The following is a 19089-nucleotide window of genomic DNA, read 5'->3' on the forward strand; positions in this document are numbered from 1 at the left end:
GCCCACTCGCCGCTTTGTTGTGACACGAAATACTCAGGAAATAATCCCCTTTAAAAACGGGTGCATTAGCACCCGAATTTCTTACTAGCGTCCATGATGCAAGCGCATTCAGGCAGCCGCGTGAGGCCGCTTGCATGATGATGTTTTAAGCCCAGGAGATAACAATGCTCGACACCAACATGAAAACCCAGCTCAGGGCCTACCTTGAGAAACTGACCAAACCTGTTGAGCTGATTGCCACGCTGGACGACAGCGCGAAATCGGCAGAGATCAAGGAACTGTTGGCTGAAATCGCTGAACTGTCTGACAAAGTCACCTTCAAAGAAGACAACAGTCTGGCGGTGCGTAAGCCGTCGTTCCTGATCACCAATCCGGGTTCTGACCAGGGGCCGCGTTTTGCCGGTTCTCCGCTGGGCCACGAGTTTACCTCGCTGGTGCTGGCGCTGCTGTGGACCGGTGGTCATCCGTCAAAAGAGGCGCAGGCGCTGCTGGAGCAGATACGCGATATCGACGGTGATTTTGAGTTTGAAACCTATTACTCGCTCTCCTGCCACAACTGCCCGGATGTGGTGCAGGCGCTGAACCTGATGTCAGTCCTGAACCCTCGCATTAAACACACGGCGATTGATGGTGGTACGTTCCAGAATGAAATTACCGACCGCAACGTGATGGGTGTTCCGGCGGTGTATATGAACGGTAACGCGTTCGGCCAGGGCCGTATGACGCTGACCGAGATCGTGGCCAAAGTAGATACCGGTGCAGAAAAACGTGCGGCAGAAGAGCTGAATAAGCGTGATGCTTACGACGTGCTGATTGTCGGTTCCGGTCCGGCAGGGGCGGCGGCGGCGGTGTACTCCGCACGTAAAGGTATTCGTACTGGTCTGATGGGGGAACGTTTTGGTGGTCAGGTGCTGGATACCGTGGACATCGAAAACTATATCTCCGTGCCGAAAACGGAAGGTCAGAAACTGGCCGGCGCACTGAAAGCGCACGTCAGCGACTATGAAGTGGATGTGATAGACAGCCAGAGCGCCAGTAAACTGGTTCCGGCAGCGGTTGAAGGCGGTTTGCACCAGATTGAAACCGCGTCCGGTGCAGTGCTGAAAGCCCGCAGCATCATCATTGCCACCGGCGCGAAATGGCGCAACATGAACGTGCCGGGCGAAGATCAGTATCGCACGAAAGGCGTAACCTACTGCCCGCACTGCGACGGTCCGCTGTTTAAAGGTAAGCGCGTGGCGGTGATCGGCGGCGGTAACTCCGGTGTAGAAGCGGCTATCGACCTGGCGGGGATTGTTGAACACGTCACCCTGCTGGAGTTTGCGCCAGAGATGAAAGCGGACCAGGTGCTGCAGGATAAAGTCCGCAGCCTGAAAAACGTCGACATCGTACTGAATGCGCAGACGACGGAAGTGAAAGGCGACGGCAGCAAAGTGACCGGCCTGGCGTATCGCGATCGGGTGAGCGGTGATGTGCATAGCGTGGCGCTGTCGGGTATTTTCGTTCAGATTGGTCTGCTGCCAAATACCACCTGGCTGGAAGGTGCTGTCGAACGCAACCGGATGGGCGAAATCATCATTGACGCGAAATGCGAAACCAGTGTGAAGGGCATATTTGCGGCGGGTGACTGCACAACCGTACCGTACAAACAGATTATTATCGCGACAGGTGAGGGGGCGAAAGCGTCGCTGAGTGCCTTTGACTATCTGATCCGCACCAAAACAGCATAATAAAAGAAAGTAAGGCTATACCTGCAATAGCAAGAGGCCACCGAAAGTGGCCTCTTTTTTTATCTGACCACCATCACCGGAATGTGCGTATGACGGATCACGCTGGAGGCGTTGGAGCCAAGCAGGTGAGTGGTAATGGAAGGGTTACGTGAACCAATAACAACCACATCGGCCTTCAGCTCATTAGCCAGTTCATTAACGGCATCACGCACGCTGCCGAACCTGACGTGCGTTTTAATGCGAGAGGGATCGATGGTGAAGTGTCCTGCCATTGTTTGCAGACGTGTTTCAGCTTCGTGTTGCAGATGCTCTTCAAAGCGACGCACATCGGCGGCAAAACGGTGCAGGTTCAGGCTGGCGGAACCCGGTAACACGTGCAAAAGATGAATAACACCGTCCTGCTGTGCAAGGAACTCGGCGTGGCGTACGGCCTTGTCGCTCAGCTCCATTTCGAAAACATCAACCGGCATAATGATTCTCTGATACATACCCGTTTCTCCTTGTTTATAAACGCTAAAACCATTCAAGCACAAAATGATATTGGTTTCTGATATCTGTCTGGCACTTTTTCATACGATGACATTTTTTGTTTTTGCGAGGCAGGAAGAGAAAATGAATTACCAGTGATGCTCAAGATAAAGCACAGCCATGACGATAATCGCCATAAAAATGATGAAAAACAGTGTGATAACCATTGCATCACTCATGACCGTCCCCACGGCACCAAAACAGGTTAAGCGTGGATTAAGCGGATTTTGTACGGTATAGGAAAATTGGGTGAATTACCGGAAAGAGGATGCAGAAGCATCCTCTGTACAATGCGGGTTGGCGCGTGTTCAGCCGGGATTAACGGAGGTAATCGCCTGCGGCTTCTGGCTGGTAGAGCAGTTCCAGCACTTCCAGATGGGTTGAGGCCCCGCCGGGTAATTCCCAGTGAATGGTATCGCCGGTGTGCAGCCCAAGCAATGCTGCACCCACCGGTGCCAGAACGGAAAGCTGCGTGCTGCTGTCGGTCATCTGAGCCGGGTAGACCAGCGTTCGGGTCAGCTCTTCGCCGGTGGCCAGGTTACGGAATTTCACCTGGCTGTTCATGGTCACCACGTCATGCGGCATGGACTCAGGCGTACACATTTGCGCCCGGTCGAGTTCTTCATTCAGCGCGTTGGCCACCGGGAGAGAAGCGAATTCTGCTTTTTCCAGAAGCCTGTCGATACGTTCTGCGTCGAGTTCATTAATGATAATTGTGGGTCTGGACATTTATTACTCCATGTCGTTAATGCTGCGTGTAACGCAGAAACCAATCCAAAAGAAAACCCTCGCCGTCTGGCAGCGAGGGTTTAACTCTCCCGATGATACTGGCTGAGCACGTAAGTTTGAAGTGATGAAGGTCACATTCATGGGTCATATGAATTTTTGGCGAAAAACGTGATCCCTCGCAAATTTGCATTATCCTTTTTAAGCGCCCTTTGTAGGCGACTATCCGCATTCAGTGTCCCTTAATCAGGAGATCTCATGAGCGATTACGACAAACTTACCTTGAAAGACGGCAGTTATTTGCATTTTAAGGACTGGGGAAGCGGGCAACCCATCGTGTTCAGTCACGGCTGGCCGCTGACGGCTGATGCCTTTGAAGATCAAATGTTGTTTCTGGGGTCAAAAGGATTTCGTGTGATTGCGCATGACCGGCGTGGGCATGGCCGTTCTGCACAGCCGTGGGACGGGCATAATATGGATCAGTACGCTGACGACCTGGCTGAACTAACGGCGCATCTGAATCTGAAAGATGCCGTACATGTCGGCCATTCGACGGGCGGTGGTGAAGTGGCGCGCTATATTGGTCGCCACGGCACGCAGCGCGTGGCCAAAGCGGTGCTGATTGGTGCAGTGACGCCGATTATGATCAAAACCGATTTCAACCCGAACGGGGTACCGAAAGAGGTGTTTGATGGTATTCGGGAGGGGGTGATTAACGATCGTGCGGCCTTTTTCTATGAGCTGACCGCCGCGTTTTATGGCTATAACCGCCCGGGGACGAAAGAGTCCAGAGCCGTGCGGGAGAGCTTTGTCGGGCAGGGGCTACAGGGATCGATCAAGGCATTGTATGACTGCATCAACGCTTTTTCGGAAACTGACCTGCGCGCAGATCTGAAAAAGATGACTATCCCTACGCTTGTGATCCACGGTGATGACGATCAAATTGTCCCGATTGATACCTGTGGCCGTGTGGCTGCGGAGATCCTGCCTGATGCCCAGCTGAAAGTCTATGCGGGTGGCTCTCACGGTATCTGCACCACCCATAAGCATCAGATTAATGACGATTTGCTGAAATTTATTCGTTCCTGATCCCTGACGGATTGCGTTACGCTGATCGTCCTGAATCAGGGCCATGAGCGAAGCGTAATTCGTGTCTGCCCTACCAATGAGAGAGCAACATGTACTTCTACCAACCTTCTCAGGGGCACGGCCTGCCGCATGACCCGCTGAACGCCATTATTGGCCCGCGTCCGATTGGCTGGATCTCTTCCTGTGATCAAGACGGTCAGCTGAACCTTGCCCCGTATAGCTTCTTTAACTGTTTCAACTACCGCCCACCGATCATCGGTTTTTCCAGCAATGGCTGGAAAGACAGCGTGCGTAATATTACTGAAACAGGCGAATTTGTCTGGAATCTGGCAACGCGCGATTTGGCCGAAGCGATGAATGAAACCTCTGCCACGCTGCCTCACGGTGAAGATGAATTCACCTTTGCCGGGCTGACGCCGGTTGCCAGCCAGCTGGTGAATGCACCACGCGTGGCGGAAAGCCCGGTGAACTTTGAGTGCCGCCTGTCGCAGTGCATCCAGCTGACGGGGGCCGATGGTACGCCGGTCGACACCTGGCTGGTATTGGGGGAAGTGGTTGGCATTCATATTGCCGAAACGTTGCTGGAAGAGGGGATTTACCAGACAGCGAAAGCGCAGCCCATTCTGCGTGCGGGTGGGCCGACGGCCTATTACTCCATCAGCGACACCCATCGGTTTGATCTGGTTCGTCCGGATGCACGCAGGGGGTAAGATGGCCGGGCGGCAGTTTTTACTGATTTGCTCAGGGGGCGAGTCTGGCGTACTCACTCACCAGCCGCAATGCCCGGCGGGTGATCAGTAACCGGCTTTATCAATAACAAACTGTTTGCCGCAGTTACCCGGATGTGGCTGTGGGGCAAAAGAGGCCGCAGAGAGCGGTGCGTTAATGGTGTCGGCTTTTAGCGAGATCTGCATTTCAGTCAGATACGCAGGGTTACCGTCGCAGCTAAGCTTAATGGCTTTCACATTCTCCTTGCCCCAGCTTTTGGCCACCGCGTCGTCAAAGTCGCTACGGCTCACGGTTTTGCCGTAGTTATCCGCAAGGAATTTCCCCACGGCGCTGCTTTTAACGTCCTGATTCATGCGTACCATCGTGCCGAAATAAGCGTCGGGATCAAAACCAAAGCAGACCCCATGCTTGGCATATTCGTAACGTTCCAGGCAGGAGTTACCACCTGCGCCGGGCATGACGCTGTTCAGTTTTGCGGCACCCGAAAGCGACAGTCCGGTTTCGGCGGCTGAACATTTGCGGCCGGCTTTGACTTCCGGCATATTCGGAGCTGGTCGCGTGGCACAGCCAAAACGCATCCAGCGGCGTTCATCCACACCAAGTGCGGCAATAGATTTAGGTAAACCCGGCCATAGCCCGTGAACGGTCAGAAAATCGGTTTTGTTATCGCTCTCTTTCTGCAGACGACACTCGTCAGGGGCGTTGCGGTGACGATCAACCATGCTCTGACAGAACCCGGTTTGCCAGGAAAGCGCCAGCACATAGCGATCGAAATCGCCGTATTGCGTTGCCTTGAGAGCGTCTGCCTGTGCGGAGAATACACAGAGTGCGAGCGCCATCGCGCCAGACGGAATAACGATATCCTTCCTGAGCATTTAATTTCCTGAACGATTGAATACGATTGATTTCTGGAAATTATTAAAGCACAAAAAGCGCCCGCAGGCGCTTTTTGGTTACAACGGATTTAACTTACGGCTGTTCCTGGTACCAGGACTTCCGTTGCGATGATCACAATGATCAGGCCAACGAGTACGGGGACCGAGGTGCGTTTTACAACTTCAAACGGCGATATTTTTGCCATCCCGGCGACGGCAACGACCACGCCCGATACCGGAGAAATGGTACGACCCAGGTTTGATGCCTGCAGCATCGGAATGGAGAGGTAAGCCGGGTTAATTCCGGAGGAGTGGGCCAGTTTCGGGATCATCTCAACGAACGCGTAGAACGGTGCGTTACCGGAACCGGTGGTCATTGCTGCCAGCATGGTCAGCACCACCAGCACCAGCATCAGAATAATACTGGCAGAACCGAACGACGTGGCGATGGAAATCAGGCTCTGGATAAAGCCGATGGTGCTCAGCCCCTGGGCGAAGACGCCCGCCGCAACTAACAGCATCACGACGCCCGCGAAGGCGTCCGCCATGCCGCGGTAAGCGACTTCCAGGCCAGAAAATACCTTCTTCGTGTCGAAGCCACGCACAAACTCCAGCACGGCAGCCAGCAGCATGCAGATGACCAGAATGGTGATGATATGCAGCTGCGGACCCCATTTACCGTCAAACACCAGCACGCCGATAATCGGGGTAAATGGCAGAATGGAATAGAATGCCGGAGCAGTGGTGGTGATTTCACTCACATCCATCATCTCATGGCTGATGTTCTCTTTTTTATCGAGATAGCGCTGCCAGAAGAAGTGCGCAATTGCCATACCGATAATTGCGACAATGGAGATAGGCAGGGTGGTTTTAAAGGCGAAATCGATCAGCGACATTTCCGCTGCTTTTGCGGCCAGTACCACGTCGCCTGACGTTGGAGAAAGAATAATGGCTGCCGGAGAGGCACAGATTGCCGCCGCTGCGCCACGGCTGATGCCGACGTTGACCATTACCGGGAACAGGGTGGCCATTAACAGTACGCCAAGTCCGGTTGCAGACGAAACGGCCAGCGACATCAGGCAGGCGAGGAAATAGGCTGCAACCATCAGCAGATAGGGGGAGTTAATGTACTGAAGAGGTTTTGAGGCCAGCTTAACAACCATATCGTTGGCACCGATATGAGTCATATAAGCGGCAAAACCGCACAGCATCATGATCATCATGCCCAGGTCGCCACCACGGCTCATGAGCAGAATTTTAATATATTCAACAATATCAGTGGCGGTATAACCGGTGCTGGTTTCGCTGGCGGGTAAGACTTTATGACCCATCAGAGCGCTCACGATCAGCAGCGTCAGGCCACCGACAAATAATACCCCAGTGGCTGAATACCCTTTAATGATGTAGCGTGCTACACCGACAATGACGATGACTCCGATAAGGAGCTCGATAAACGTAAGCATGGTGTCCCCTGTATCCTTGCTGCCCGAGAGCACAAATAATCAATAAGAAAAGCAGGATGAAATGTGCCGAATTAATGGCCAGTCCTTGCTGATTAAAATCAATAAAGATACTACTAAAAGAGATATTGACGATATTTTTGCCATTGCGGTGGCATTTATGTCATGTCGATATTGACCGACTGAAACACAATTATATGTCATTAAATTGATGGTGAATTGTTAATATATTTGGTGCGATTTCTCAGCCAGTTGATAAAGAACGTAAAACTCTTTAAAAGCACTTTTCTTTCATTCTTTTGCCTGCATATACTCAGGCTACTTTTTTCAACCTGACGATACCGATATGCACGCCAACTGGACTTATCGCCTGCGTTTCCTCAAAAAACATCTTCTGATGTTTTTGATGGCGTTTGGCTGGCTGTTGCTCCAGAGTCAGGTTGCTGTTGCATCTCATCACTGCACCATTGATTTGCGTGGCGAGATGGCTGCTATCCAGCATATGGATATGATGGCAAAACCTGGCCTGCATAACGCTGTTGATGCTTCTCCGCTGTGTGAGAAACACTGCGTACCCGATCAGGTACAAAAAGATCCCGCTCAGTTGCATCTGGTGGCGCTTCCTGCCGCCATGACGCTCACCCTGAATACACCAGAATGCGCTTCTGCGAGCGATTCTGTGTGGTCTGTTACCCCTCCAGCCGTGGGGCCTCCGGCAACGATCCGCTATTGCCGGTTCAGAGAATAAAAAGACCTGTTAATCCGTTGTTTTTATTTAATTAACGTTTAACAGGAGTTTTATCATGCGTGCTTTATTCCTTTCCGCGCTGCTTGGCGCGTCCGTCTCTTTCGCTTCTTTTGCCGTTCAGGCCAATGAGGTTTCTTCTCCGTCTGCACAACGCTGGCAAGGTCACGGGGTGGTTCAGTCGTTTTCTGCTCAATCCGTCATGCTCCGGCATGATGCCATTCCCGAACTGAAATGGCCGGCCATGACCATGCCATTTACCTTATCTGCCGGTGCAGTGCTGAATGGCGCTAAACCCGGCGATGAGGTGACCTTCACGCTTGAACGTGCGGGTGACGGCTTCCAGATTGTCTCGCTGACGCCGCAGCGCTAAGCGAGGACACCATGAAACAACACACACTGGGCCTGTGGCTCGGTGGGGTGCTGTTCGGTCTTTTCAGCTCCGTCGTACAGGCGGAGTCGTGGACGCTCGAACAAACCCTGACCGAAGCACAGCGCTATTCAGCCGAGTTATCAGCCAGCCGCAACGAAGCGCAGGCGCTGGACGCTATGGCGGATTCCGCCACCCAATTACCTGACCCGAAGCTAAAGTTCGGCATTGAAAACGTGCCGGTGCAGGGCAATAACGACAGACGACTGACGCGTGAAGGCATGACCATGCAGAAGATAGGCATCATGCAGAGTTACATCAGTTCAGAAAAACGTGAGCGTAAGGCGCAGACCTTCCAGGCGCAGGCGCGCGGAGTATTGGCAAAGTCAGAGGCCATTCGCGCCGTTCTTCAGCGTGATACCGCGCAGGCATGGCTGGATTTGGCGCTTGCACAGCAGGCGTTAAACGCGGCCAGAACGCTGGTCAGCGAAACAGAGCATCAGCGCGGCGTGCAGAAGGCGAGCGTCGGGGCGGGAAGCTCAACCCCGGACAGCGTGCTGGCGCTGCAGATGACCCTGAGTGCAATGCGCGATAAAGAGACGCTGGCTCAGCGGGATGTGCAACTGGCGCAAAGCCGCCTGCTACAGCTGACGGGGCAAGCTATTCCTGATGTACGCGGGCCGTTGCCGCGTTATCAACGCCTGCCCGCCGATGAAAAAACGCTGGAAGAGGGGATTACCCGCCACCCTGAAGTGGAGGCGGCTCGTCGCGAAGCAGAAACGGCCAAAGCCCGTTCAGCGCAATCGGAAGTAGCCGCGATCCCTGATGTGGATGTGGAGGTGTTTTATGCCCATCGTGCCGAGGGATATGACGATATGGCAGGGGTGATGTTCAGCGTGGATCTGCCCATTTTCCAGTCTAAACGACAGGACAAAGATTATGCCGCCGATGTCTCCCGTTCGATGCAGGCCGTCGATCAGTTAACGCTTATCAAACGTGAGCATATTGCGCAGGTTCAAACCCTGGTTGCGCAATATCAGGCGGCGCAGACCTTGTGGCAGCGCCAGCGGGATGAGGTGTTGCCTTTGCAGCGTCAGCGGCTGGACGTGCTGACGGCGCAGTATCGTTCCGGACAGTCGGATCTTCCGACACTTCTGGAGGCACGTCGTGGCGTGCTGGACACGGAACTGGCGGTGAATCAGGCCGAGCGCGAGATGGCGCGTACCTGGGCTGCCGTGAACTGGCTGATACCGCAGGAGCTGGCACAATGAAAAAAACAACCTTAACTGCCGTCGCGATTGCCGTCGTTGTGGCCGCCAGCGGTGGTTATTTCGTGGGGAAAAAACAGTCCCGGCAACCGGCGACGACTGCGCAACCCACCGAACGTAAAGTGCTTTACTGGTACGACCCAATGATGCCCGGCCAGCGTTTCGATAAGCCGGGTAAATCTCCCTTTATGGATATGGATCTGGTGGCACGCTACGCCGATGAAGAGAAAGCGGCGACCGGCGTCGGGATCAGTACACAGCAGCAGCAAAACCTGGGGATGAAAACAGCCAAAGCACAGATGCGCCAGCTGGTTTCACCGTTCTCCGCCTTTGCCACGGTATCAACGGATGAGCGTAGCGTGTCGGTGGTTTCGGCCCCGGCCAACGGTGTGGTATCGCGGCTGTTTGTTAACGCCCCTCAGCAGCAGGTGAAAGCCGGGGAACCTCTGGCACAGCTGTGGATCCCCCAGTGGACGACGGCCCAGCAGGAGTATCTGGCCGTACGCCAGTTGGGTGATGCCGGGCTGACTCGCGCAGCACGTGAGCGGCTGGCGCTACAGTTTATGCCGGAAGAGGTGATTCGGGCGCTTGAGCGCAGCGGTAAACCCCAGACAACATTGACGCTGCGCGCCGCCAGGGCCGGATATGTGGTGAAGCTTGACGTGCGGGAAGGCGCACAAATTACGGCCACGGCACCGCTCTTTGAGATAGCGAGCCTCGATCCCGTCTGGCTGGTGGTTGATTATCCGCAGACGCAGGCGCAGTCCCTGACGGTGGGGAGCAAAATGGTCGCCACGACGGAAAGCTGGCCTGGAGAGCGGTTCCACGGCACGGTCAGCGAGCTACTGCCGCAGATGGAAACGACGACGCGAACGCTAAAAGCGCGCATTGTGCTGGAAAATAACGGCCAGAAGCTGAAACCGGGGATGTATCTCACCGTATCCCGTGCCGAAGAGTCAAAACGTCCGCCGGTGCTGGCCGTACCGGAAGAGGCGGTGATCAGGAGTGGTAATGCCGCGCGTCTGTTGATTGCAACAGGAGAGGGCTATTTCCATCCGGTGAATGTGGAGACCGGGCTGACGGCACAAGGGTGGACGGAGATCCGCTCCGGGCTGAAAGAGGGGGATGACGTGGTGACCTCCGGTCAGTTCCTGATCGACTCAGAAGCCAGCCTTCGTAGCGTGATGCCGGAGGTGACGCCATGATCGCGGCAGTGATTCGGGCTTCATTGCGCAACCGGCTGCTGGTGATCCTGGCTGCCCTGATGATGGCAGGCTGGGGCTGGTGGTCGGTGCAGCGCGCACCGCTGGATGCGCTTCCTGATTTGTCGGATGTGCAGGTGATCGTCAAGGCGAGTTATCCGGGTAAAGCGCCACAGGTGATTGAAGATCAGGTGACCTGGCCGCTGACAACCTCGATGTTGTCCGTGCCGGGAGCGAAAACGGTGCGCGGCTTTTCCATGTTTGGCGATGCCTACGTCTACGTACTGTTTGAGGATGGTACTGATCTCTACTGGGCGCGTTCCAGGGTACTGGAGTATTTAAGCCAGGTGCAGGCACAATTTCCTGCCGGGGTGAAAGTATCGCTGGGGCCAGATGCAACGGGCGTCGGCTGGATTTACGAATATGCGTTGGTCGATCGCAGCGGTAAACACAGCCTGGCGGACCTGCGTGCCCTTCAGGACTGGACGCTGAAATTTGAGCTTAAAACGGTGCCTAACGTCTCTGAGGTCGCCAGCATCGGCGGGATGGTTCGTCAGTATCAGATTGTGGCCGATCCGGCGAAGATGCGTGCGCTGAATATTACCCATAACCAGCTTTCCAGTGCTGTTCAGGCCGCGAATAAGGAGAGCGGCGGTGCGTTGCTGGAGATGGGCGAAGCGGAATATATGGTGCGCACGACGGGTTACCTGCGCTCGCTGGATGATTTTCGCAACGTAGTGATTACCAGCCGTGATGGGGTGCCGGTTCTGCTCAAAGATGTCGCCGCGATTGGCTTCGGCCCGGAGATCCGCCGGGGTGTCGCGGAGCTGAACGGTGAGGGGGAGGTTGCCGGTGGCGTGGTGGTGATGCGTTACGGGCAGAATGCGCTGGAGACGATCCATGCGGTGAAGGCAAAACTGCATGAATTGCAGAAAACGCTGCCGCAGGGTGTTGAAATTGTCCCCGTGTATGACCGCTCGACCCTGATTGAAGAGTCGGTCAAAACGCTGACCCATAAGCTGCTTGAAGAGTTTGCCGTGGTGGTGGTGGTCTGCGCGCTGTTTCTGTTCCATTTTCGTTCGGCGCTGGTGGCGATTGTCTCCCTGCCGCTGGGCATTCTGGGCGCATTTGTGGTGATGCATTATCAGGGTATCAACGCGAACATTATGTCGCTGGGTGGTATTGCCATCGCCATTGGGGCAATGGTGGATGCGGCGATCGTGATGATTGAAAACATGCACAAAGTGCTGGAGCAGTGGCGGCACGATAATCCTGGCAAAACACCGTCGTCGGGGGATTACTGGCATCTGGCCGAACGTGCAGCGGTGGAGGTGGGGCCGGCGCTCTTCTGCAGCCTGCTGATCATCACCCTGTCGTTTATTCCGGTCTTCTCGCTTGAAGCGCAGGAGGGGAGAATGTTCTCGCCGCTGGCGTTCACCAAAACCTGGTCGATGGCTGTGGCGGCAGGGCTTGGGATCACGCTGGTGCCGGTGTTAATGGGGTATTTCATTCGCGGGAAAATTCCTGACGAAAAGGCCAACCCGATCAACCGTGTGCTGATCCGCCTGTATGAACCGCTGCTGGATAAGGTGCTGACGTTCCCGAAAACCACGCTGGTGCTGGCATTTGCATTGTTACTCGCCACGCTCTGGCCACTAAGTCGTCTGGGCAGTGAGTTTATGCCGCCACTGGACGAAGGTGATTTGCTGTATATGCCATCAACATTGCCGGGGATCTCTGCCCGGGAGGCATCACGGCTACTACAGCAAACGGACAGGCTGATCAAAAGTGTACCGGAAGTGGCGAGCGTGTTTGGTAAAGCCGGACGAGCCGAGTCCGCAACCGATCCTGCACCGTTAACCATGCTGGAAACAACCATCCATTTTAAACCCCGCGACCAGTGGCGGCCGGGAATGACACCGCAAAAACTGGTAGAGGAGCTGGATAAAACCGTGTCGGTACCGGGGATCGCCAACGTGTGGGTTCCGCCGATTCGCAACCGTCTGGATATGCTGGCAACCGGGATTAAAAGCCCGGTAGGTATTAAGGTCAACGGCAATAACATTGCTGATATTGAGCGAGTTGCGCAGCAAATCGAGCAGGTTGTAAAGCAGGTTCCCGGTGTCACGTCAGCCCTGGCTGAGCGGCTGGCGGGCGGTCGTTATGTGGATATCCGTATCGACAGGCAAAAAGCGGCACGCTATGGCGTTTCCGTCGATGAGCTGCAAAGTATGGTTTCTACGCTGGTGGGTGGCGATAACATCAGCGAGGTGCTCAACGGACGCGAACGTTATCCGGTTAATCTGCGTTATCCCCGCGATCTGCGCGACAATGTCGATAAATTGCGGGTCTTACCGGTCGTTGCCGCAAACGGTAGCCAGGTGGCGCTCGGTGAACTGGCTGATATCATCGTCACCGAAGGCCCGCCAATGCTAAAAAGCGAAAATGCGCGCTTGTCTGACTGGATCTACGTGGATTTACGCGGGCGCGATCTGAAGTCTGCCGTGGATGAAATGCAGAAGCGTGTCGCTGAAAATGTGGTTTTACCGCAGGGGGTTTCTCTCTCCTGGTCAGGGCAGTTTGAATATCTTGAGCGGGCGACGGCAAAGCTGAAAATAGTTTTGCCGGTGACGTTAATGATCATATTTATACTGCTATGGCTAACCTTTAAGCGAGTGACAGATGTCCTGGTAATAATGGGGACTTTACCTTTCGCACTTATTGGCGGGGTATGGTTGTTGTGGTTACTGGAATATAATCTCTCCGTTGCAGGGGCGGTGGGTTTTATCGCCCTCTCAGGCGTTGCCGCGGAATTTGGCGTAATTATGGTTCTCTATTTAAATCATGCACTGGATAAATACCGCAGCCGTGAACCGGACGGTGGGAACGCGACACTGATGCGCGCTATTCATGAAGGTGCTGTGCTACGCGTGCGGCCGAAGGTGATGACGGTTGCGACCATCATGGCGGGATTACTGCCGATCATGTGGGGGGGTGGCAGTGGTTCCGAAGTGATGCAACGCATTGCAGCCCCGATGGTGGGTGGGATGGTGACGGCACCTCTGTTGTCGATGCTGGTTATTCCCGCGCTCTATAAATTGTTACATCAACGCTAAAGATGCATCCTGCATGCGCTTATTCAGACATGCAGGAACGCTTTTCGGAATATTCCAGGGAAAGGTATTATTAATTAGGAATAACGTAGTTGTCTGTTGAGACACGATTCAACTATTTTATGGTAAACTTTGCGCCGAATACTAAGAATGGTAATTGCATTGTGATCGTACGTAATAAATTATTTCTGATTTTATTGTTTATTTTTGGACAGTTAATGTTCTCTTCTGTTGTGCAGGCAGAAGACAACGCGACGGATAAAGGCTGGTTCACCACCTTTAAGGATAACGTTTCACAGACCTGGAAAGAGCCGGAACACTATGATCTCTATATTCCGGCAATAACGTGGCACGCACGCTTTGCGTATGACAAAGAAAAAACAGACGACTACAACGAGCGTCCCTGGGGGGCTGGTTTTGGTCAGTCACGCTGGGATGACAAAGGGAACTGGCACGGTATCTATCTGATGGCGTTTAAAGACTCCTTCAATAAATGGGAACCGATTGGCGGTTATGGCTGGGAGAAAACCTGGCGTCCGTTAGCGGACGATAACTTCCACGTTGGGCTGGGTTACACCGCCGGGGTTACCGCGCGCGACAACTGGAAGTACATCCCGCTCCCGATAGTGCTGCCGTTAGCCTCTATTGGCTATGGCCCCGCAACGTTCCAGATGACGTATATTCCGGGGACATACAACAACGGTAACGTTTACTTTGCGTGGATGCGCTTTCAGTTTTAACTGAAAAAACTTTACATGCTGGTGAAAAAACGCACTGTTGTTGAATCATAAAGGATAAAAAACGTCCGACAAAAATTAACGCGACTTTTGTCACTTTTTATCAAAGAAGCGCTGGACAAAACGTCCCACAATTGATGTACTGATACCCGACACAGCATTTGTGTCGTTTTTTAATGTAAAGGTAATTTTGATGTCTAAGATTAAAGGTAACGTTAAGTGGTTTAATGAGTCCAAAGGATTCGGTTTCATTACTCCTGAAGATGGCAGCAAAGACGTGTTCGTACACTTCTCTGCAATCCAGTCTAATGGTTTCAAAACTCTGGCTGAAGGTCAGCGCGTTGAGTTCGAAATCACTAACGGTGCCAAAGGCCCTTCTGCTGCTAACGTAATCGCTCTGTAATTCAGACGCGTCAGCAAGAATTTCAAAACCCGCTCACTGAGCGGGTTTTTTTCGTTCTGAGTCAACCAATCAGATACATTTTCAGGAAGCTGGCGATGATCAGCACGCTCAACAGCACCATTCCTGCGCTCATCAAACTCTCTTTCATTCTGTCACCCTCATTCTGTATGACACCCAGAGTGACAGAGAAAAATTAAGCCAACATTAACGCTTCGTCAGTCATTGCGCACTGGCAGAGGAAAATAGCCAGAATGCGATCCCGGTCATCGCAAAAGAGCCGAGCATGTTGATCGCAATGTTCATCAGCGCCCAGCCGACGCGGCCTTCCTGAAACAGAAAAACGACTTCGGCAGAGAAGGTTGAAAAGGTGGTCAAACCGCCGCAGAACCCGGTGGTAATCAATACCTTCCACACCGGGTCGATGTGCGTCATACGGTTAAACCAGGCCAGCCCCATGCCAATGATAAATGCCCCAATCAGGTTTGCGGCCAGCGTTCCCATTGGAATAACCTGATGCAGGGGATTAAACCGCATACTCAAGAACCACCGTGCAACGCTACCTGTGCCCCCACCAATAAAAACGGCTAAAAGTAGTTGAAACACTGTAAATACCTGCTATTTGATGTGTAAGAGCGTCGAGTGTAACGCTGTTTATGTTTAGGGGACAAATATGTATGTTGCGGTAGGGCAGTTCGCGGTGACGCCAGAGTGGGAGGTGAATGCACGAAAATGTCTCTCCCTGATGACTGAAGCACGGCAGAAGGGCGCATCGTTACTGGTGCTCCCCGAGGCGCTGCTGGCGCGGGATGACAATGACCCCGATCTCTCGGTGAAGTCGGCACAGTCGCTGGAGGGGCCGTTTTTGAACATGCTATGCCAGGAGAGTGCGGGTAATACCATGACGACTGTTTTGGCGGTACACGTCCCTTCAACACCGGGGCGCGCCATCAATACGCTCGTGGTATTGCGTGATGGTGCCATCATCGCACGCTATGCGAAGCTACATCTCTACGATGCGTTCAGCATTCAGGAATCGCGGCTTGTTGACCCAGGCGATGTCATTCCACCGTTGCTTGAAATTGATGGACTTAAGATTGGGTTGATGACTTGTTATGATGTGCGCTTTCCCGATCTGGCTCTGAACCTCGCCTTGCAGGGGGCGGATGTTCTGGTATTGCCCGCTGCGTGGGTGAAGGGGCCGTTAAAAGAGCATCACTGGGCGACGTTGCTTACAGCACGTGCGCTGGATACCACCTGTTATGTGGTGGCGGCAGGGGAGTGCGGCAATAAAAATATCGGCCAAAGCAGAGTGGTTGACCCCCTGGGTGTCACCATTGCGGCAGCAGCGGAAGCGCCGGTGTTGCTGCTGACGGAAATCATTTCAGAAAGGATTGCGCTTGCGCGCCAGCAATTACCTGTTCTTCGCAACCGTCGGTTTGCGCCACCGCAATTATTGTGATGTTTTTTTCAACAACGCTTGATTCACCTTGTTACAGATTGCTATTGTGTGCTCGCGCTAAATGACCGTTAATACAATCAGGTTTTTGGCGCTGAATGCAGCCTGTTTTATGTAAAGAAGGTATCTATGGGTGAGATTAGTATTACCAAACTGCTGGTGGTTGCCGCACTGGTCGTCCTGCTGTTTGGTACCAAGAAGTTACGCACGCTGGGTGGCGACCTGGGTGCCGCCATTAAAGGCTTTAAGAAAGCGATGAACGACGACGATGCAGCGGCGAAGAAAAGCGCCGAAGATGACGTCCCGGCAGAGAAGCTTTCTCACAAAGAGTAACAGCAATGCCTGAGGGCTTGCGAAAAAAAACCGGCTCAGATGGCCGGTTTTTTTGCATTACTGTAAGTAAATATTACAGAATTATTTAACTTCTTCGCCTTTTGCCTGCATGTCGGCATGGTAAGAAGAGCGAACAAACGGGCCACAGGCTGCATGGGTAAAGCCCATTGCCATGGCTTCGGCTTTCATCTCATCAAACTCATCCGGGCTAACGTAACGCTGTACCGGCAGGTGATGGCGGCTTGGCTGCAGATACTGGCCCAGCGTCAGCATGGTCACACCGTGGCGGCGCAGGTCGCGCATAACTTCAATGATTTCAGCATTGGTTTCGCCGAGACCAACCATCAGGCCGGACTTCGTCGGGATATCCGGGTGCGCTTCTTTAAAACGTTCCAGCAGCTTCAGGGACCAGTTATAGTCAGCGCCCGGGCGCACCTGGCGATAAAGGCGCGGTACGTTTTCCAGGTTGTGGTTGAACACGTCTGGTGGCGTCGCTGTCAGGATATCCAGCGCACGATCCATACGGCCACGGAAGTCTGGAACCAAAGTTTCAATCTTGATGTTTGGGCTTTTTTCGCGGATAGCCGTAATGCAGTCAGCAAAATGCTGAGCACCGCCATCACGCAGGTCGTCACGGTCAACGGACGTGATCACCACATAGCGCAGCGCCATGTCGGCGATGGTCTGTGCCAGTTTTTGTGGTTCATTAGCATCAGGTGCAACAGGGCGACCATGAGCAACGTCGCAGAACGGGCAACGGCGGGTACAGATTGCACCCAGAATCATAAACGTCGCAGTGCCGTGATTGAAACATTCAGCAAGGTTCGGGCAAGAGGCTTCTTCACAGACAGAGTGAAGGCCATTTTTACGCATCGCCGCTTTGATCCCCTGGATACGCGAAGAGTCGGCCGGAAGTTTAATTTTCATCCATTCCGGTTTTCTTAACAGCGCCTCGCGCTCTGTAGCCACGTTTTTAACCGGGATAAGGGCCATTTTATCGGCATCGCGGTATTTAACACCGCGTTCCATCACAATGGGTTTACTCATAGCGTGCGTGTTCCAGTTGCGAATATCGAAGGAAAGCGTTTCAATTCAAGGGAATGTTGTATTTATCAACTATTTTTGAACGAACGACAGGCAGTATATCATTGAAACGGTCGATAAAGCAGCCTGCCAGATCGCCAATTTGTAAAATAGTTGTTGTTTTGTGCCTTTTGCCCTGCATGTGGCAGGGGCTTGTGCTGCGCCAGCCTGTCAGAAAGCCTGGCAGATGATATTGATAACGTTTTCCAGTACCGGATCGCGCAGACTGAGTTTGTTATAATGCAGTGAAATTTCAATGGATTCTGCATTGAGCTGACTGAGCGGAATCTCCTCCAGTGGCCAGCATTTACGTAGCAAGTGATACAGCCGGGAGGGCATGATGCAGAGCATGTCGCTACTGCCAATCAGGGACGCGGTGGTAAACATATTGTAACTGCTAAAACTTATCTGGCGTTCCGGGAAGATTTCATCAATACGCTGGCGTAGTGAATTCAGCGCTTGCCCTTCAGTTATGAATGACGAGTGATCATAGTTACGCAGATTTTCAATGGTCAGGGGTTCGCTAAGTGCCGGGTGGTTCTGGCGACAAACAAGCACCAGACTGTCGGCATAGAGAACATGTTGCCCCAGTGCTCTGGCGCTGAAATGACTAATATCAATCACCACGTCGGTCTGGAACTGCGCAAGCTGAATTTCTGGTTCGTTGAGGGGAACATTGTGCAGCAGGAGCTGTGGCACATGGGATTTCATGGCCTGGAAGATCGCCGGCATCACCTGCACGCCCACTGAAGGGGTACAGCCGATGGTGATGGTTCTCTGTTTATCATAGCTTCCGGTTAAATCCAGTGCGCCCAGAATCGATTCCAGCCCCTGGCTGATGTACTCATGAAGATGCGTGGCATAGGCCGTTGGCGTGACGCCCTGACCTTTACGAATAAATAACGGATCGGGAAATATAGCGCGCAATTTCTGAATTGACTGGCTAATTGCAGAGGGCGTGAGATTGAGAATTTTCGCAGCGTTTACGATACCCTTGTGGACATATACAGCCTCAAAAATGGTCAGTAAATTGAGATCAATATTACGTAAAGTCCGAAAAATTTGCGGCTTGTCTTCTCCACCGGATTCATTCAGGCGCTTGGCTGGTAAATTATGATACACCACGCTTTCACTCCGTATACATTCACAATATGAATGATAGTTGAATTTATTTATTATGCTTGTAGAGATTCGTAAAGTGCTGGTTGTGTTTCACTTGTTTATCAAAAACAAACAATTGTG

Annotated in this window: 20 protein-coding genes; 12 read left to right on the forward strand and 8 right to left on the reverse strand. The window is 53.1% G+C overall.

All coding sequences use genetic code 11. From position 1 onward, the window contains the following. The first annotated feature begins 164 nt into the window (after positions 1-164). The gene (gene ahpF, locus ACJ9N4_RS13595) at positions 165-1730 is read left to right on the forward strand and encodes an alkyl hydroperoxide reductase subunit F (RefSeq protein WP_411500558.1); all 1566 of its coding nucleotides are present in this window, start codon (positions 165-167) and stop codon (positions 1728-1730) included. Positions 1731-1789: 59 nt separating this feature from the next. Here ahpF and uspG read toward each other — a convergent pair whose 3' ends face one another. The 3 genes from uspG to rnk all read right to left on the reverse strand — a co-directional run bounded on the left by uspG (position 1790) and on the right by rnk (position 2987). Continuing rightward, positions 1790-2218 (reverse strand): universal stress protein UspG, encoded by a 429-nt coding sequence (gene uspG, locus ACJ9N4_RS13600; RefSeq protein ID WP_182274088.1) that lies wholly within the window; start codon positions 2216-2218, stop codon positions 1790-1792. Positions 2219-2347: 129 nt separating this feature from the next. Then, positions 2348-2437 (reverse strand): small membrane protein YldA, encoded by a 90-nt coding sequence (gene yldA / locus ACJ9N4_RS13605; RefSeq protein WP_275943685.1) that lies wholly within the window; start codon positions 2435-2437, stop codon positions 2348-2350. A 139-nt stretch (positions 2438-2576) separates the two neighbouring features. Continuing rightward, positions 2577-2987, reverse strand: a complete 411-nt coding sequence (rnk, locus tag ACJ9N4_RS13610) for a nucleoside diphosphate kinase regulator (RefSeq protein ID WP_182274089.1) — start codon at positions 2985-2987, stop codon at positions 2577-2579. A 255-nt stretch (positions 2988-3242) separates the two neighbouring features. On the opposite strand from rnk, the gene ACJ9N4_RS13615 reads away from it, so the two are divergent. Both ACJ9N4_RS13615 and ACJ9N4_RS13620 read left to right on the forward strand, forming a co-directional pair. Next, entirely contained in the window at positions 3243-4073 is an 831-nt protein-coding gene (locus ACJ9N4_RS13615) for an alpha/beta fold hydrolase (protein ID WP_182274090.1), read from the forward strand. Positions 4074-4162: 89 nt separating this feature from the next. Then, positions 4163-4783: a flavin reductase family protein gene (locus tag ACJ9N4_RS13620; protein ID WP_182274091.1), complete on the forward strand. Its 621-nt coding sequence runs from the start codon at positions 4163-4165 to the stop codon at positions 4781-4783. Positions 4784-4867: 84 nt separating this feature from the next. On the opposite strand, the gene rna is transcribed toward ACJ9N4_RS13620, so the two are convergent. Both rna and dcuC read right to left on the reverse strand, forming a co-directional pair. Next, the gene (gene rna / locus ACJ9N4_RS13625) at positions 4868-5677 is read right to left on the reverse strand and encodes a ribonuclease I (RefSeq protein WP_411500559.1); all 810 of its coding nucleotides are present in this window, start codon (positions 5675-5677) and stop codon (positions 4868-4870) included. Between the two features lie 89 nt (positions 5678-5766). Then, positions 5767-7140: an anaerobic C4-dicarboxylate transporter DcuC gene (gene dcuC / locus ACJ9N4_RS13630; RefSeq protein ID WP_196390979.1), complete on the reverse strand. Its 1374-nt coding sequence runs from the start codon at positions 7138-7140 to the stop codon at positions 5767-5769. 343 nt (positions 7141-7483) lie between these two features. Between dcuC and ACJ9N4_RS13635 the strand changes: the two genes are divergently transcribed. The 7 genes from ACJ9N4_RS13635 (at position 7484) to cspE (ending at position 14975) form a co-directional block, all read left to right on the forward strand. Then, positions 7484-7885 (forward strand): hypothetical protein, encoded by a 402-nt coding sequence (locus ACJ9N4_RS13635; RefSeq protein ID WP_182919582.1) that lies wholly within the window; start codon positions 7484-7486, stop codon positions 7883-7885. A 55-nt stretch (positions 7886-7940) separates the two neighbouring features. Beyond that, complete coding sequence (locus tag ACJ9N4_RS13640; protein WP_182919583.1) at positions 7941-8255, forward strand: copper-binding protein; 315 nt, start codon at positions 7941-7943, stop codon at positions 8253-8255. A gap of 11 nt (positions 8256-8266) precedes the next feature. Then, positions 8267-9523, forward strand: coding sequence for a TolC family protein (locus ACJ9N4_RS13645; RefSeq protein WP_182919584.1), 1257 nt, complete (start codon positions 8267-8269; stop codon positions 9521-9523). Beyond that, entirely contained in the window at positions 9520-10725 is a 1206-nt protein-coding gene (locus ACJ9N4_RS13650; protein ID WP_182919585.1) for an efflux RND transporter periplasmic adaptor subunit, read from the forward strand. Before ACJ9N4_RS13645 ends, ACJ9N4_RS13650 begins: the two co-directional genes overlap by 4 nt. Continuing rightward, positions 10722-13838 (forward strand): efflux RND transporter permease subunit, encoded by a 3117-nt coding sequence (locus tag ACJ9N4_RS13655; RefSeq protein WP_411500560.1) that lies wholly within the window; start codon positions 10722-10724, stop codon positions 13836-13838. The genes ACJ9N4_RS13650 and ACJ9N4_RS13655 overlap by 4 nt, the downstream gene beginning before the upstream one ends. A gap of 119 nt (positions 13839-13957) precedes the next feature. After that, positions 13958-14575: a lipid IV(A) palmitoyltransferase PagP gene (gene pagP / locus ACJ9N4_RS13660; RefSeq protein WP_182274095.1), complete on the forward strand. Its 618-nt coding sequence runs from the start codon at positions 13958-13960 to the stop codon at positions 14573-14575. 190 nt (positions 14576-14765) lie between these two features. Then, positions 14766-14975 carry a transcription antiterminator/RNA stability regulator CspE gene (gene cspE / locus ACJ9N4_RS13665; RefSeq protein WP_002439184.1) on the forward strand — a complete coding sequence of 70 codons (210 nt, stop codon included), beginning with the start codon at positions 14766-14768 and terminating at the stop codon, positions 14973-14975. 219 nt (positions 14976-15194) lie between these two features. On the opposite strand, the gene crcB is transcribed toward cspE, so the two are convergent. Further along, the gene (crcB, locus tag ACJ9N4_RS13670; RefSeq protein ID WP_182274096.1) at positions 15195-15578 is read right to left on the reverse strand and encodes a fluoride efflux transporter CrcB; all 384 of its coding nucleotides are present in this window, start codon (positions 15576-15578) and stop codon (positions 15195-15197) included. 67 nt (positions 15579-15645) lie between these two features. Here crcB and ACJ9N4_RS13675 point away from each other — a divergent pair, with 67 nt between their 5' ends. Both ACJ9N4_RS13675 and tatE read left to right on the forward strand, forming a co-directional pair. Beyond that, on the forward strand, positions 15646-16434 hold the full coding sequence (locus ACJ9N4_RS13675) for a deaminated glutathione amidase (RefSeq protein WP_182274097.1): 789 nt from the start codon (positions 15646-15648) through the stop codon (positions 16432-16434). Between the two features lie 126 nt (positions 16435-16560). After that, on the forward strand, positions 16561-16764 hold the full coding sequence (tatE, locus tag ACJ9N4_RS13680; RefSeq protein ID WP_014069320.1) for a twin-arginine translocase subunit TatE: 204 nt from the start codon (positions 16561-16563) through the stop codon (positions 16762-16764). Between the two features lie 81 nt (positions 16765-16845). Here tatE and lipA read toward each other — a convergent pair whose 3' ends face one another. Beyond that, a complete protein-coding gene (lipA, locus tag ACJ9N4_RS13685; RefSeq protein ID WP_182274098.1) occupies positions 16846-17811 on the reverse strand; it encodes a lipoyl synthase in 966 nt (321 codons plus the stop codon). 207 nt (positions 17812-18018) lie between these two features. Beyond that, the gene (locus ACJ9N4_RS13690; RefSeq protein ID WP_182274099.1) at positions 18019-18972 is read right to left on the reverse strand and encodes a YbeF family transcriptional regulator; all 954 of its coding nucleotides are present in this window, start codon (positions 18970-18972) and stop codon (positions 18019-18021) included. Positions 18973-19089: the final 117 nt, after the last annotated feature.

Origin of the sequence: Enterobacter sp. LM3 (assembly GCF_046622475.1) — a bacterium.
GTDB classification, from domain to species: domain Bacteria; phylum Pseudomonadota; class Gammaproteobacteria; order Enterobacterales; family Enterobacteriaceae; genus Enterobacter; species Enterobacter cloacae_P.

Coding starts and splice junctions, on each gene's coding strand:
- ACJ9N4_RS13675 (WP_182274097.1), top strand. CDS start 15,646: ATGTATGTTGCGGTAGGGCAGTTCGCGGTGACGCCAGAGTGGGAGGTG.
- ahpF (WP_411500558.1), top strand. CDS start 165: ATGCTCGACACCAACATGAAAACCCAGCTCAGGGCCTACCTTGAGAAA.
- ACJ9N4_RS13620 (WP_182274091.1), top strand. CDS start 4,163: ATGTACTTCTACCAACCTTCTCAGGGGCACGGCCTGCCGCATGACCCG.
- ACJ9N4_RS13645 (WP_182919584.1), top strand. CDS start 8,267: ATGAAACAACACACACTGGGCCTGTGGCTCGGTGGGGTGCTGTTCGGT.
- lipA (WP_182274098.1), bottom strand. CDS start 17,811: ATGAGTAAACCCATTGTGATGGAACGCGGTGTTAAATACCGCGATGCC.
- pagP (WP_182274095.1), top strand. CDS start 13,958: ATGGTAAACTTTGCGCCGAATACTAAGAATGGTAATTGCATTGTGATC.
- ACJ9N4_RS13650 (WP_182919585.1), top strand. CDS start 9,520: ATGAAAAAAACAACCTTAACTGCCGTCGCGATTGCCGTCGTTGTGGCC.
- yldA (WP_275943685.1), bottom strand. CDS start 2,437: ATGAGTGATGCAATGGTTATCACACTGTTTTTCATCATTTTTATGGCG.
- ACJ9N4_RS13635 (WP_182919582.1), top strand. CDS start 7,484: ATGCACGCCAACTGGACTTATCGCCTGCGTTTCCTCAAAAAACATCTT.
- cspE (WP_002439184.1), top strand. CDS start 14,766: ATGTCTAAGATTAAAGGTAACGTTAAGTGGTTTAATGAGTCCAAAGGA.
- ACJ9N4_RS13655 (WP_411500560.1), top strand. CDS start 10,722: ATGATCGCGGCAGTGATTCGGGCTTCATTGCGCAACCGGCTGCTGGTG.
- uspG (WP_182274088.1), bottom strand. CDS start 2,218: ATGTATCAGAGAATCATTATGCCGGTTGATGTTTTCGAAATGGAGCTG.
- ACJ9N4_RS13640 (WP_182919583.1), top strand. CDS start 7,941: ATGCGTGCTTTATTCCTTTCCGCGCTGCTTGGCGCGTCCGTCTCTTTC.
- tatE (WP_014069320.1), top strand. CDS start 16,561: ATGGGTGAGATTAGTATTACCAAACTGCTGGTGGTTGCCGCACTGGTC.
- dcuC (WP_196390979.1), bottom strand. CDS start 7,140: ATGCTTACGTTTATCGAGCTCCTTATCGGAGTCATCGTCATTGTCGGT.
- rna (WP_411500559.1), bottom strand. CDS start 5,677: ATGCTCAGGAAGGATATCGTTATTCCGTCTGGCGCGATGGCGCTCGCA.
- rnk (WP_182274089.1), bottom strand. CDS start 2,987: ATGTCCAGACCCACAATTATCATTAATGAACTCGACGCAGAACGTATC.
- ACJ9N4_RS13615 (WP_182274090.1), top strand. CDS start 3,243: ATGAGCGATTACGACAAACTTACCTTGAAAGACGGCAGTTATTTGCAT.